Raw genomic sequence first — 13,387 nt, 5'->3', positions numbered from 1 at the left:
CAGCCGATGTCTATGACGCAGACATCGCCGTTCCACATCGACCGTGCGCCGAACGGGGCTTTGTCATGCGTGTGCTCGGAATCAATGCGATTTTTCACGATCCGGCCGCCGCGCTGGTGGTGGACGGCCGGGTCGTGGCCGCCACCGAGGAAGAGCGGCTCAGCCGCCGCAAGCACGGCAAGCGGCCGGTGCCCTTCTCCGGGTGGGAACTGCCGGAGAAGGCGGCCCGCTGGTGCCTGGACCGGGCCGGGCTGGAGCCCGGCGACCTCGACGCGGTGGCCTACTCGTACGATCCGAGCCTCGTCGAACCGGACCTCGACGGGCACGACGCGAACTGGGAGCGGCTGCGCACCCTGTACGCGCGGCGCGCGCCGAACTTCCTGGCCACCGCGCTTCCCGGGCTCGACCCCGGCATCGTCCGGTTCGTCCCGCACCATGTGGCGCACGCGGCGTCCGCGGCCCTCGCCGCGCCCGGACCCGGCGAAGGCGACGTCCTCGTCCTGGACGGCCGCGGCGAGTCCCACTCGCACCTCGCCGGGACGTACGCGGACGGCGCCCTCACGCCGCTGCACGCGCAGCGGCTGCCGCACTCGCTCGGGCTGATGTACGAGGACCTGACCGAGCACCTCGGCTTCCTGCGCTCCAGCGACGAGTACAAGGTGATGGCCCTGGCCTCCTACGGGGAGCCGCGGTTCCTCGCCGAGCTGCGCGAGCACGTCGCCGCGACCGGCGACGGCGGCTTCGCGGTCGCGCCCGTCGACTGGGGCTCGCTGGCGAAGGCCCGCACGGCGGACGCCGAATGGACCCGCGACCACGCCGACCTCGCCGCGAGCGTCCAGGCCCGCCTCGAGGAGGTGCTGCTCGACCTCGCGGGCTGGCTGCACGGCCGCACCGGTTCGTCCCGCCTCATGCTGGCCGGCGGCGTCGCGCTCAACTGCGTCGCCAACTCCCGCCTCGCCGAGGCCGGACCCTACGACGACCTGTGGGTGCAGCCCGCCGCGGGCGACGCCGGCACCGCGCTCGGCGCGGCCCTGCACGTGGCGCGCGCGTCCGGCGACGAGATCGAGGCGATGCCGGGCGCCGACCTCGGGCGCGGCTGGGACGACGACGAGATCGCCGCCCGCCTCGACGTCGCGAAGATCCCCTACGAGCGTCCCGCCGACCTGGCCGCGACCGTGGCCGAGGCCCTCGCGCAGGACCGGGTCGTCGCCTGGTTCCAGGGGCGCTCGGAGTTCGGCCCGCGCGCGCTCGGCCACCGCTCGCTCCTGGCCCACCCCGGGCACGCCGCGAACGTCGAGCGGCTCAACGACGTGAAGGGCCGCGAGCAGTTCCGGCCGATCGCGCCGATGGTGTCCCTCGACCGGGCGGCGGAGATCTTCGAGGGCCCGCTGCCCAGCCCGTACATGCTGTTCGTGCACGACGTGCGCCCCGAGTGGCGCGAGCGGATCCCCGCGGTCGTCCACGTCGACGGGACCGCCCGCATCCAGACGGTCGCGGACGACGACGAGCCCCTCGTCGCCCGGCTGCTGCGCGAGTTCGACCGCCGCACCGGGATCCCCGTCGTGATCAACACGAGCCTGAACACGGCGGGGCGCCCGATGGTCGACGATCCCCGGGACGCGCTCGAATGCTTCGGGTCCGCCCCGGTGGACCTCCTCGCCATCGGCCCCTTCGTCGTCCGGCGCCGGGAGGTGCACGCCTGATGGGTTACACCGTGGTCGTGCCGACCGTCGGGCGGGAGAGCCTGCGCGGCACGCTGAGCGCGCTGCTCGCCGCCCTCGGCGGCGCCGCGCCCGCGCCGCACGAGATCATCGTCGTCGACGACCGTCCGGTCCCGGGCGCGCCGCTGCCGCTGCCCGACACCGGGGAATCGGACCTGCGCGTGCTGCGCTCGGGCGGGCGCGGCCCGGCCGCCGCCCGCAACACCGGCTGGCGGGCCGCCGCGACCGAGTGGATCGCGTTCCTCGACGACGACGTCGTCCCCGGCCCCCGCTGGCCGGAGCGCCTCGCCGCCGACCTCGCGGACCTGCCGCCCGAGGTCGCCGGCTCGCAGGGCCGCGTCGTCGTGCCGCGCCCGGAGGGCCGCCGCCCCACCGACGGGGAGCGCGGCACCATCGCGCTCGAGACCGCCGAGTGGATCACCGCCGACATGGCCTACCGGCGCGGCGTCCTGGCCGAGGTCGGCGGCTTCGACGAGCGGTTCCACCGCGCCTACCGGGAGGACGCCGACCTCGCGCTCCGCGTCCTCGACACCGGCCGCGTCCTCGTCCGGGGCGACCGCGAGGTGACGCACCCGGCCCGTCCCGACGGTTTCTGGGCGTCCGTCCGGGCGCAGGCGGGCAACGCCGACGACGTCCTCATGCGGCGCCTGCACGGCCCGTCCTGGCGCTCCCGCGCCGGCGAGGGCCGCGGCCGCCTCCGCGAGCACGTCCTCACCACCGCCGCGGCCGCCCTGACCCTCACCGCGGCCCCGCGCCCCCTAGCCACCGCACGCGTCCGAAAGGCGGCCACCCGGCCCGCAAGACTTCCGTTCGCAGCATCGGCCACCGCACCCGTCCGGCCATCAACCCACGGCTCAGCACCCTGGCGCCGGACGGCCACCCGGCCCACGAGAATCCCGTTCGCAGCATCGGCCACCGCACCCGTCCGATCGGCGGCCCACGGCTCGGGCCCCTGGCGCCGGGCGGCCGCCCGGCGTGGCGGGGGGCCGTCGGCGGGGCAGGGCACCGCGCTTGTCCGGACGGTCGCTCGGCCCGGGTTCGGGGGGTCGGGACGGCGCGGGAGGCCGGCGGCCGGGAAGGTCGTGGCCGTGGCGGCGGGAGCGGCTTGGGCCGCGCTGACCGTGCGGTTCGCGGCGGAGCGGATCCGTCCGGGGCCCCGGACGCCCGGCGAGATCGTCCGGATGGCCGTGACCAGCGCCGTGATCCCGCCCGCGGCGGTGCGGCACCGGGTGCGGGGGCTGCTCCTGCACGGGCGGGCGCGGCCGTGGGCCGGGCCCCGGGTGGTGCTGTTCGACCGCGACGACACGCTCATCAGGGACGTCCCGTACAACGGCGACCCGGCGCGGGTCGAGCCGATGCCGGGGGCGCGGCGGGCGCTGGAGCGGCTGCGGCGGCACGGCGTGCGGATCGGGGTCGTGTCGAACCAGTCGGGCGTCGCCAAGGGCCGCATCACGGCGGGCGACGTCCGCCGGGTGAACGCGCGGGTCGAGGAGCTGCTCGGACGCATCGACGTGTGGGAGTTCTGCCCGCACGACGGCGGCGACGGGTGCGGGTGCCGCAAGCCGGCGCCCGGCATGATCGAGCGGGCCGCGCGGCGGCTCGGGGCGCTGCCGTCGGAGATCGCCGTGATCGGCGACATCGGGCGGGACGTCGAGGCCGCCGCGGCGGCGGGCGCGCGCGGCATCCTGGTGCCGACCGCGCGGACGCTGCCCGCGGAGATCGCGGCGGCGAAGGAGACGGCGCCGACGCTGCGCGCGGCCGTCGAGCTCGTGCTGGGCGGGGGGCGGCGCCGATGAGGGTCCTCGTCGCACGCCAGGACAACATCGGCGACGTGCTGCTCGCCGGGCCCGCGGTGCGGGCCGTGGCGGAGCGCGCCGACGAGGTGGCGTTCCTGTGCGGGCCGCGCGGCCGGCCCGCCGCCGACCTGCTGCCCGGCGCGGACCGGGTGATCGAGTGGTGCGCGCCGTGGATCGACCCCGAGCCGGGCCCCGTCCGGCGGGACGACGTCGACCGGCTCGTCGAGCTGGTGCGGGGCTTCGACCGGGCGCTGATCCTGACGTCGTTCCACCAGTCGCCGCTGCCGCTGGCGCTGCTGCTGCGGCTGGCGGGCATCCCGTGGATCGGGGGGATCAGCGAGGACTACCCCGGGTCGCTGCTGGACCTGCGGCACCGGCCCGACGCCGACATCCCCGAGCCGCTGCGGATGCTCGCGCTGGCCGAGGACGCCGGGTTCCCGGCCCCGGCCGACACCCGGCTGCGGGTGCGCGGGCCGCTGCCCGACACCGCCCACCTGACGGGCGGCCCCGGCTACGTGATCGTCCACCCCGGCACGTCGGTGCCGGCGCGGGCGTGGCCGCCGGAGCGCTGCGCCGAGGCCGTGCGGCTGCTGGACGCGGCGGGCCACCGGGTCGTCGTCACCGGGCACGGCGACGAGAAGGAGCTGACCGCGCGGGTCGCCGGGGAGTGCGGCCTGGACCTGGGCGGACGGACGACGCTGCCGGAGCTCGCGTCGGTCCTGGCGGGCGCGCGGGCGGTGGTCGCGGGCAACACCGGGCCCGCGCACCTGGCGGCGGCCGTCGGCACGCCGGTGGTGTCGCTGTTCGCGCCGACGGTCCCGGCGGCGCGGTGGGCCCCGTTCGGGGTGCCGATGGCGCTGCTGGGCGACCAGCAGGCCCCCTGCAAGGACACCCGCGCCCGCGAGTGCCCGGTCGACGGGCACCCGTGCCTGGCGTCCGTCACCGCCGACGAGGTCGCCGCGGCCGTGGAGGTCGTGGCCGCCGTACCGGAGGAGGCCCCGGCCCGATGAGAGTCCTGATGTGGCACGTGCACGGTTCGTGGGCGACCTCGTTCGTGCACGGCCCGCAGACCACGCTCGTCCCCGTCGTCCCGGACCGGGGGCCGGACGGGCGCGGCCGCCCCGGCACCTTCACGTGGCCGGACCGCGCCGTGGAGGTCCCGCACGACCGGCTCCGCGGCGAGCACGTGGACGCCGTCGTCCTGCAGCGCCCCCACGAGCTGCGGCTCACCGAGGAGTGGCTCGGCCGCCGGCCCGGGACCGACGTCCCGGCCGTCTACGTCGAGCACGACACCCCCCGCCGCACCCCCGCCGACGCGAGCCTGCCCGAGGAGGTCGTCCCGGACAGCCGCCACTTCCTGCACGACCGCGACGACATCCCGGTCGTGCACGTCACGAACTTCAACCGCCTCTTCTGGAACTGCGGCCGCGCCCCCGTCACGGTCATCGAGCACGGCGTGGTGGACCCCGGCTACCGGTACACCGCCGAGCTGCCCCGCGCGGCCGTGGTGATCAACGACCCGCTGCGCCGGGGACGCGTCACCGGCGCCGACCTGCTCCCGGAGCTGGCCGCCGCCGTCCCGCTGGACCTGTTCGGGATGAACGTGATGGACGCGCCCGCACGGCTCGGCGTCCCTCCGGAGTCGCTGTGGACCTTCGAGGACCTGCCGCAGGCGCGGATGCACGCGGAACTCGCGCGCCGCCGCGTCTACGTCCACCCCTACCGGTGGACCTCGCTCGGCCTCGCGCTGATCGAGGCGATGATGCTCGGCCTCCCCGTGGTGGCGCTCGCCACGACGGAGGCGGTCGAGGCGGTGCCGCCGGAGGCGGGGGTGCTGTCGACCCGCGTCGGCGCGCTGGCCGGCGCGGCCGCGGCCCTCGCCGCCGACCCGCCGCGCGCCCGCCAGCTGGGCAAGGAGGCGCGGGCCTTCGCCGTGGAACGGTACGGGCTCCCGCGGTTCCTGCGCGACTGGCAGCGAACACTCACGGAGGTGACGCGATGAGGATAGCCATGGTCTCCGAGCACGCCAGCCCGCTGGCCGCCAAGGGCGGCCTCGGCGGGGCCGACGGCGGCGGGCAGAACGTGTTCGTCGCGGAGCTGGCCGCCGAACTGGGACGGCAGGGGCACTACGTCACGGTCTACACCCGGCGCGACGCGCCCGCCCCGCCGCGCCGGGTGCGGCTCGCGCCGGGCGTGACGGTCGAGCACGTCCCCGCGGGGCCGCCCGAGCGGATCCCCAAGGACGACCTGCTGCCGTGGATGAGCGATTTCGGCCGGTACCTGCGGGACCGCTGGTCCTCGGAGCCGCCGGACGTCGCGCACGCGCACTTCTGGATGAGCGGGCTCGCGGCGCTCCAGGCGGCGGACGCCGCGGCGGAGCGGCACGTCCCGGTCGTGCAGACCTACCACGCGCTCGGCACCGTCAAGCGCCGCCATCAGGGCGGCAAGGACACGAGCCCGGCGGGGCGGATCCGGCTGGAGCGGGCCATCGGCCGCGGCGCCGACGCGGTCATCGCGACGTGCTCGGACGAGGTGGAGGAGCTCACCGCGATGGGCGTCCCGGGCGAGCGGGTGTCGGTCGTGCCGTGCGGGGTGGACCTGGAGCTGTTCGGCCCCGGCGACCCGGCGGGCGGCCCGCCCGGCGGCGCGCGGCCGGGCGGCCGGCACCGGCTGGTGGTCCTGTCCCGGCTCGTCGAGCGCAAGGGCGTCGACACGGCGATCCGGGCGCTGGCGTACCTGCCGGACGCCGAGCTGGCCGTCGCCGGGGGCCCGCCGCACGGCGACCTCGACGCCGACCCGGAGATCCGCCGGCTGCGCGGCGTCGCCGCGGAGGCGGGCACGGCCGACCGGGTCGACTTCGTCGGGCGGGTCGCCCGCGCGGACGTCGCGCCGCTGCTGCGGTCGGCGAGCCTCGTGGTGACGCTCCCCTGGTACGAGCCGTTCGGCATGGTGCCGCTGGAGGCGATGGCGTGCGGCGTCCCGATCGTCGCGACCGCCGTCGGCGGGCACCTGGACACCGTGGTGGACGGCGGCACCGGGCTGCTGGTCCCGCCGCGCGACCCGGAGGCCGCCGCGAAGGCGGTCCGGGAACTGCTGGACGATCCGGTGCGCCGCGCCGCGATGGGCATCGCGAGCGCCGACCGGGCCCGCACCCGCTACTCGTGGGCGCGGGTCGCCGCCGACACCGCCGGCGTGTACCGGCGGGCCGCCGAGCTTTGCGAGGTCGCCGCATGACGGAACGGAGCCTGCGGAGTGACGTCATGCGGCGGCTTTTGCCGGGGGGCGTGGGGGGTCGCCCCCCACATGAGGCAGGCATGACGGAACGGAACTTGCGTAGTGACGTCATGCGGCGGCTCTGGCCGGGGGGCGTGGGGGGTCGCCCCCCACATGAGGCAGGCATGACGGAACGGAACTTGCGTAGTGACGTCATGCGGCGGCTCTGGCCGGGGGGTGCGGTGGGTCGCGCCCCGCAGGAAGCGGGCGTGACGGAACGGGGGCTGCTCGCCGCGGCGCAGGACGCGCGGCTGGAGGCGCTGGCCGAGGCGGCGCTCGCGTTCCGCGAGCACGTCCCGCGGATCACCGTGTGGGGCCGCCGCCTCGCCCGCGTGCTGGATTCCGGCGGGCGCCTGCTGGCCTGCGGGAACGGCGGCAGCGCGGCGGAGGCGCAGCACCTGACGGCCGAGCTGACCGGACGGTTCGAGGACGAGCGGCGGCCGCTGTCGGCGATCCCGCTGCACGGCGACACGTCCGCGGTGACGGCGATCGGCAACGACTACGGGCCGCTGGACGTGTTCGCCCGGCAGGTGCGGGCGCACGGCCGCCGCGGCGACGTGCTGATCTGCCTGTCCACGAGCGGGAACAGCGCGAACGTGATCGAGGCGGCGCGGGCGGCGCGGCGGGCCGGGATGGCGGCCTGGGCCGTGACCGGCCCGGGCCCGACCCCGCTCGCCGCCGCGTGCGACGACGCGATCGCGGTCGACGCCGGAACGACCTCGACCGTCCAGGAGATCCACCTCGCGGCGATCCACCTGCTGTGCGGGGTGGTCGACGAGACCCTGGGGGTGGGTTCATGACGGGACCGCTGGTGGTGATCGGGGACGTCCTGCTGGACGTCGACATCGTCGGCAGCAGCAGCCGGCTGTGCCCGGACGCGCCCGTGCCGGTGGTCGAGCAGGCCGAGGAGCGGCCGCGTCCGGGCGGCGCCGGAATGGCGGCGCTGCTCGCGGCGGCGGAGGGCCGGGACGTGGTGCTGGTGACGGCGCTCGCCGACGACGATCCGGGCCGCCGGCTGCGCGCGATGCTGGAGCGGCACGTGGACGTCGCGGCGTTCCACCTGCACGGCGGCACGCCGTGCAAGCTGCGGATCCGGTCCGGCGGGCAGTCGGTGGCGCGGCTGGACGCCGGGGAGGGCGAGGCGATGGACGGGCCGGTGGGCCCGCGCGTCGCCGAGGCGATCTCCGGCGCGGGGGCGGTGCTGGTGTCCGACTACGGCCGGGGCGTCACCCGGCACCGCGCCGTCCGCTCGCTGCTCGCGGACCTGCCGCCGGGCGTCCCGGTGGTGTGGGACCCGCATCCGCGCGGGGAGCCGCCGGTGCCGGGGGTGGTGCGGCTGCTCACCCCGAACGAGGAGGAGGCGGCGCGGCTCGCCGCCGCCGACGGCGCCGACATCTCCGGGTTCGGGCTGTCGGCGGCGGGCCGCCGCGGCCGGCATCTCGGCCGGTCGTGGGGCATCGAGGGCGTCGCGGTGACGCTCGGCGCGGAGGGGGCGCTGCTGTGCGACGGGTCGGAGACGCCGTTCCTGGCGCCCGCCGAACCCGCCCGCGGCGACTCCTGCGGGGCGGGCGACAGCTTCGCCGCCGGGGCCGTCCAGGCGCTGGCGGACGGCGGGGCGCTCACCGCGGCCGTCACCGAGGGGGTCCGGCGGGCCTCGGAGTTCGTCCGGGCGGGCGCGGCGGCGGGCGTCGCCGCGCAGCTCGCCGAGACCGGCTCGGCGCGGCTGGTGCCCGAGCGCGGCGAGGACGCCTGGGACGTCGTCGAGCGGACGCGGCGCGCGGGCGGGACGGTGGTGGCGACCGGCGGCTGCTTCGACCTCCTGCACGCGGGCCACGTCAGCATGCTGCAGCAGGCGCGGCGGCTCGGCGACTGCCTGATCGTGTGCGTGAACTCGGACGCGTCGGTGCGGCGCCGCAAGGGGCCGTCCCGTCCGGTGACGCCGGCCGCCGACCGCGTGCGGGTGCTGGAGGCGCTGAGCGACGTGGACGCCGCCGTCGTGTTCGACGACGACACCCCGGCGCCGCTGCTGGAGCGCCTGCGGCCGGACGTGTGGGTGAAGGGCTCCGACTACGCCGGGACGACGCTGCCCGAGGCGGAGACCGTCCGGGCGCACGGCGGCGAGGTCGTCCTGCTGCCGCTGCTCGAAGGGCGCTCCACGACGCGCCTGCTGTCGACCACGAAGGGACATGCCTCATGAACGTGCTCATCACCGGCGGCGCGTCCGGGCTCGGCGCGGCCGTGGCGCGGCGCGTCGCCGCCGACGGCGGGAAGCCGCTGATCCTGGACCTGCATCCGCCGAAGGACGACTTCCCGTGCATGCAGGCGGACCTGGCGGACCGGCACTGCGCCGAACGGGCCGTGCACGGGCTGGCCCGCGCCAACGGCGGGCTGCACGCCGTCGTCACGGCCGCCGGGATCGACGCGTGCGGCGCGCTGAACGACGTGCCAGCCGAGGACTGGGAGCGGGTCGTGCAGGTGAACCTGCTGGGCACCGCCGCGGTGGTCCGCGCCGCGATCCCGTACCTGGAGAACGAGCCGAAGGGGCGGATCGTGACGGTCGCGTCCACGCTCGGGTTCCGCGCGTTCCCGGACGCCACCGCGTACTGCGCGTCGAAGTTCGGGGTGGTCGGGTTCACCCGGGCGCTGGCGGCGGAGCTGGCCGGGCGGGTCGGCGTGACGATGGTGGTGCCCGGCGGCATGGACACGGCGTTCTTCGACGGCCGGGACCCGCGGTACCGGCCGGGGCCGGACGCCAAGCTGAACCGGCCCGAGGACGTCGCGGCGACCGTGGCGTTCGCGCTCGCCCAGCCGGCGGGCTGCGAGGTGCGGGAACTGGTGGTCGCGCAGTCCGAGGAGACCTCGTGGCCGTGACCCCGGCCCCGGCGGGAGGTGACCCGGCGGACGGCGGGCCGGCGCGCGGCGATCCGGGGGGCAGGGCTCCCGCGGGGCGGATGCTGGTGCTGCGGGCCCTGGGGCTCGGGGACCTGCTGACCGCCGTCCCGGCGCTGCGGGCGCTGCGGCGCGGCGCCCGGTCCGCCGGCGGGCCCGGCGCCCGGATCATTCTCGCCGCGCCGGACGCGCTGGCGCCGCTCGCCCGCGCGACGGGCGCGGTCGACGCCGTCCTGGACAGGTCCGGGCTGGCGGGCCCGCCGCTCCGGGCCGGGCCGGTCGACACGGCCGTCAACCTGCACGGCAGCGGACCGCGGAGCCACCGGCTGCTCGCCGCCGCCCGGCCGCGGCGGCTGCTCGCGTTCGCCCGCCCCGGCCTGCCGGAGTCCGGCGGGCCGGAGTGGGACGCCGGCGAGCACGAGGTGGCGCGCTGGTGCCGGCTCGTCGGCGCGTACGGGTTCGACGCCGATCCCGGCGACCTGGACCTGCCGCGCCCGCGGACGGCGTCCCCGGCGCCCGGCGCCGTCGTCGTCCACCCCGGCGCGGCCTACCCGGCGCGCCGCTGGCCCGCGGAGCGGTTCGCGGCCGTCGCGGCGGCGCTGCGGGACGCCGGGGAGCGGGTCGTCGTGACCGGCGGCCCCGGCGAGACGGCCCTCGCCGGGCGCGTCGCGGTAGGCGCCGGGCCCGGCGCCGCGGCCGATCTCTCCGGACGCACCCCGCTCCCGGCGCTCGCCGCGCTGATCGCCGGCGCGCGCCTGGTGGTGTGCGGGGACACGGGCGTGGCGCACCTGGCGACGGCGTACCGCACGCCGTCGGTCGTCCTGTTCGGCCCGACGCCGCCGGATCTGTGGGGTCCGCCGCCGGACCGGTCCGAGCACACGGTGCTGTGGGCCGGGCGGCGCGGCGACCCGCACGGCGCGGCGCCGGATCCCGGCCTGCTGGAGATCGGCGCGGACGAGGCCGTCCGCGCGTCCGTCCGGGCCCTCGCGGCGCACGACCGCCGGACAGGGCACCGCGACACCGCACTGCTGAGGGGGACATGATGAGACATCCACGCGCCGTCGTGACCGGGGGCTCGGGCTTCCTCGGCTCGCACCTGTGCGAGGCGCTGCTGGCCCAAGGGATCTCCGTGGTGTGCATGGACAACCTGCTGACCGGGACGTCCCGCAACATCGCGCATCTGACCGAGCGGGGCGACTTCCGGTTCGTCAAGCGCGACCTCACCGAGCCGGTGCACGTGCCGGGCGACGTCGGCTACGTGTTCCACCTCGCGTCGGCGGCGTCCCCCGCGGACTACCTGCGGCTGCCGGTCCAGACGATGGAGGTCGGCAGCCAGGGCACCCGCCACGCGCTGGACCTCGCCGAGAGCAAGGGCGCCCGGTTCGTGCTGGCGTCCACGTCGGAGGTCTACGGGGACCCGCTCGTCCACCCGCAGCCCGAGTCGTACTGGGGGAACGTGAACCCGGTCGGGCCGCGCAGCGTGTACGACGAGGCGAAGCGGTTCGGGGAGGCGCTGACGTCGGCGTTCCGGCACGCGCGGGGGCTGGACGCCGCGATCGTGCGGATCTTCAACACCTACGGCCCGCGGATGCGGCCCGACGACGGCCGCGCCGTCCCGACGTTCCTGCGGCAGGCGCTGACCGGGGAGCCGCTGACCGTCACCGGGGACGGCTCGCAGACCCGCTCGATCTGCCACGTCGACGACACCGTCCGCGGCATCGTCGCGCTGGCGCTGTCGGACCATCCGGGGCCGGTGAACATCGGCAGCCCGTACGAGGTGTCGATGGCGGAGCTGGCCCGGCTGGTCATCGAGCTGACCGGGTCGCGGTCGACGCTGCGGTTCGTGGACCGGCCGGAGGACGACCCGCGCGTGCGGCGGCCCGACACGACGCTGGCCGAGGAGGTGCTCGGCTGGCGGCCGCGCATCGGCGTCGAGGAGGGGCTGCGCACCACGATCGAGTGGTTCGCCCGCGAGCTGCCGGTGGCGCGCCCGGCCTGACCGGCCGCGCCCGCCCCCGGGACGCGGGGACGAGCGGACAGGGAAAAGCGGACGGCCGCGGCGAGGATGCTCCTCGTCGCGGCCGTTCCGCTTTCCGAACCGTCCGCCCGTCTCCGGCCGGCCGGTCCGCCGGTCCCGTTTCAGCCGGAGTGGCCGGCGGTCATCAGGTCCCTGATGTCGGCGGGCAGCGCGTCCCCGACCTTGCGCATGGTGGCCCCCTCGGTCGCCTCGTCGGTGACCTCCAGCACCACCCGCGCCAGGTAGGCGGCGCGCGGGTCGTCGGTGCCGGCGCGGGAGGCGATCCGTTCGACGAAGTCGTGCCGGTCGAACCGCTCCCCGCTGCCTCCGCCGCCGTAGACCTCGGTCCGGCGCAGGTGCTCGCCGATCTCGTGTGGCAGCTGCGCGGCAAGGTTGTCGGCGAGGCCCTCCGGGACCCGTTCGCCGAGCGTCTCCAGGACGGCGCGCGTCGCCCGCTCCGCCTGGCTCCAGCCGGAGAGGCGGGCGCGGTCCTGCACCTGGCCGATGAACTCCTCGTGCCGCATGGCGGACTCCTTCCTGTCCTGCCTGCAGTGATGTGCCTGAAATGCAGAAACTGCCCGATATGTCGGGCCGTTAACGTGCGCCGAGGACGTCCAGAAGCTCGCCGAGCATCGTCCCGGACGGCGGTTCCGCGGACGCGCGCCCGGCGCCCTCGGCCGACAGCGCCCAGTCCCACCACCGGTCCAGCTCCGCCCGGTCCAGCAGCGGCGCGCCGTCCCCCGGCGGGGCGCCGCGCGGGACCGTCACGACCGCCGGCCACCCCCACGCCCGCGCCTGCGCGGCGACCTTCGCGCCGCCCGCCACGGGGTCCACGGCCAGCGCGGGCACGCCGTTCTTCAGCGCCAGGACGAGGCCGTGCAGCCGGGTCGTCACGACGAGGTCGAGCCGCCGGAACGCCGACTCCAGCTCCGCCGCCGCGGTGAACAGCCGCCAGTCGCGCGGATCGAGCCGGGTGTCCAGGACCAGCCGGGCGCAGGACCGCTCCCCGAGCCACCCGGTCAGCTCCTCCTCGACGGCGCCGTGCCGCCGCCGGTCGCCGTACTCGTGCTGCCCCGGCGCCAGCACCACCCCGACCACGGGCACGGACACGGTCGGCGGCAGCGCGGCCAGGTCCTGCCGCGGGCCCGCCGCGGGGGCGTCCCGGGCGAGGACGGCGTCGAACCCGGTGACCGCCGGGTCGTCCGGGTCGACCACCGACACGCCGACGGCGACGCGGCGGCACCGGGCGTACCGGCGGTGCAGGCCGCGGACCTGCTCGCCGTGCGCGGGCCCGCACACGAACACGACGTCGGTGTAGTCGTCCGGGTCGGCTCCGTCCAGATCGAGCCCGCCCGGCCGGAAGACGGGGCTCCAGGCGAGGTCGCACGCCACCCCCGCGCCGGTCAGCGCCCGCCGGACCGCCTCCATCGCCAGGACGTCCCCTGCGGTGGCCTCGCCGTGCAGGAAGCTCGGCCACCCGGTCACCAGGACGCGGGGCGCGCTCACCGCCCCTCCGCCCACCGCCGGCCGGGGGCGGCCCGCTTCCGCCGCGGCGGGGGCGCCGGACCGGGGCCGGCGGGGGGCGGGGGGGGGGGGGGGTGGCTCTTATAACAATCTGAAGCGGCCGACGATAGGAATAGTGGTGTGTTCGGTGGGAGCCGCAGCCTATGAAAAAACAGAACAGTCGATGC

At 77.1% G+C, this 13,387-nt stretch carries 12 protein-coding genes; 10 read left to right on the top strand and 2 right to left on the bottom strand.

The features are described from left to right. Positions 1–65: 65 nt before the first annotated feature. From DMH08_RS40015 to DMH08_RS07300, 10 genes are all read left to right on the top strand, one after another. Entirely contained in the window at positions 66–1,703 is a 1,638-nt protein-coding gene (locus DMH08_RS40015) for a carbamoyltransferase family protein (RefSeq protein ID WP_158642265.1), read from the top strand. After that, entirely contained in the window at positions 1,703–3,517 is a 1,815-nt protein-coding gene (locus DMH08_RS07340) for an HAD-IIIA family hydrolase (RefSeq protein WP_158642264.1), read from the top strand. The genes DMH08_RS40015 and DMH08_RS07340 overlap by 1 nt, the downstream gene beginning before the upstream one ends. Further along, on the top strand, positions 3,514–4,527 hold the full coding sequence (locus DMH08_RS07335; RefSeq protein WP_125612547.1) for a glycosyltransferase family 9 protein: 1,014 nt from the start codon (positions 3,514–3,516) through the stop codon (positions 4,525–4,527). The genes DMH08_RS07340 and DMH08_RS07335 overlap by 4 nt, the downstream gene beginning before the upstream one ends. Further along, positions 4,524–5,519: a glycosyltransferase gene (locus tag DMH08_RS07330; RefSeq protein ID WP_125612545.1), complete on the top strand. Its 996-nt coding sequence runs from the start codon at positions 4,524–4,526 to the stop codon at positions 5,517–5,519. Before DMH08_RS07335 ends, DMH08_RS07330 begins: the two co-directional genes overlap by 4 nt. Beyond that, positions 5,516–6,751: a glycosyltransferase gene (locus DMH08_RS07325; protein WP_125612543.1), complete on the top strand. Its 1,236-nt coding sequence runs from the start codon at positions 5,516–5,518 to the stop codon at positions 6,749–6,751. Before DMH08_RS07330 ends, DMH08_RS07325 begins: the two co-directional genes overlap by 4 nt. A gap of 290 nt (positions 6,752–7,041) precedes the next feature. Next, complete coding sequence (locus DMH08_RS07320; RefSeq protein ID WP_034522034.1) at positions 7,042–7,590, top strand: SIS domain-containing protein; 549 nt, start codon at positions 7,042–7,044, stop codon at positions 7,588–7,590. Continuing rightward, complete coding sequence (gene rfaE2, locus DMH08_RS07315; RefSeq protein WP_026406149.1) at positions 7,587–8,987, top strand: D-glycero-beta-D-manno-heptose 1-phosphate adenylyltransferase; 1,401 nt, start codon at positions 7,587–7,589, stop codon at positions 8,985–8,987. The genes DMH08_RS07320 and rfaE2 overlap by 4 nt, the downstream gene beginning before the upstream one ends. Next, entirely contained in the window at positions 8,984–9,661 is a 678-nt protein-coding gene (locus tag DMH08_RS07310) for an SDR family oxidoreductase (RefSeq protein WP_026406150.1), read from the top strand. Before rfaE2 ends, DMH08_RS07310 begins: the two co-directional genes overlap by 4 nt. After that, the gene (locus DMH08_RS07305; RefSeq protein ID WP_233617455.1) at positions 9,652–10,722 is read left to right on the top strand and encodes a glycosyltransferase family 9 protein; all 1,071 of its coding nucleotides are present in this window, start codon (positions 9,652–9,654) and stop codon (positions 10,720–10,722) included. The genes DMH08_RS07310 and DMH08_RS07305 overlap by 10 nt, the downstream gene beginning before the upstream one ends. Then, positions 10,722–11,678, top strand: coding sequence for a UDP-glucuronic acid decarboxylase family protein (locus DMH08_RS07300; protein WP_199747661.1), 957 nt, complete (start codon positions 10,722–10,724; stop codon positions 11,676–11,678). Before DMH08_RS07305 ends, DMH08_RS07300 begins: the two co-directional genes overlap by 1 nt. Before the next feature lie 140 nt (positions 11,679–11,818). Here DMH08_RS07300 and DMH08_RS07295 read toward each other — a convergent pair whose 3' ends face one another. Then, positions 11,819–12,220: a DUF2267 domain-containing protein gene (locus DMH08_RS07295; RefSeq protein WP_026406152.1), complete on the bottom strand. Its 402-nt coding sequence runs from the start codon at positions 12,218–12,220 to the stop codon at positions 11,819–11,821. Between the two features lie 70 nt (positions 12,221–12,290). Then, the gene (locus DMH08_RS07290; protein WP_233617454.1) at positions 12,291–13,202 is read right to left on the bottom strand and encodes a polysaccharide pyruvyl transferase family protein; all 912 of its coding nucleotides are present in this window, start codon (positions 13,200–13,202) and stop codon (positions 12,291–12,293) included. Positions 13,203–13,387: the final 185 nt, after the last annotated feature.

Origin of the sequence: Actinomadura sp. WAC 06369, from assembly GCF_003947565.1 — a bacterium.
GTDB classification, from domain to species: Bacteria; Actinomycetota; Actinomycetes; order Streptosporangiales; family Streptosporangiaceae; genus Spirillospora; species Spirillospora rifamycini.
This window is presented reverse-complemented; position numbering and strand designations above follow the sequence as displayed.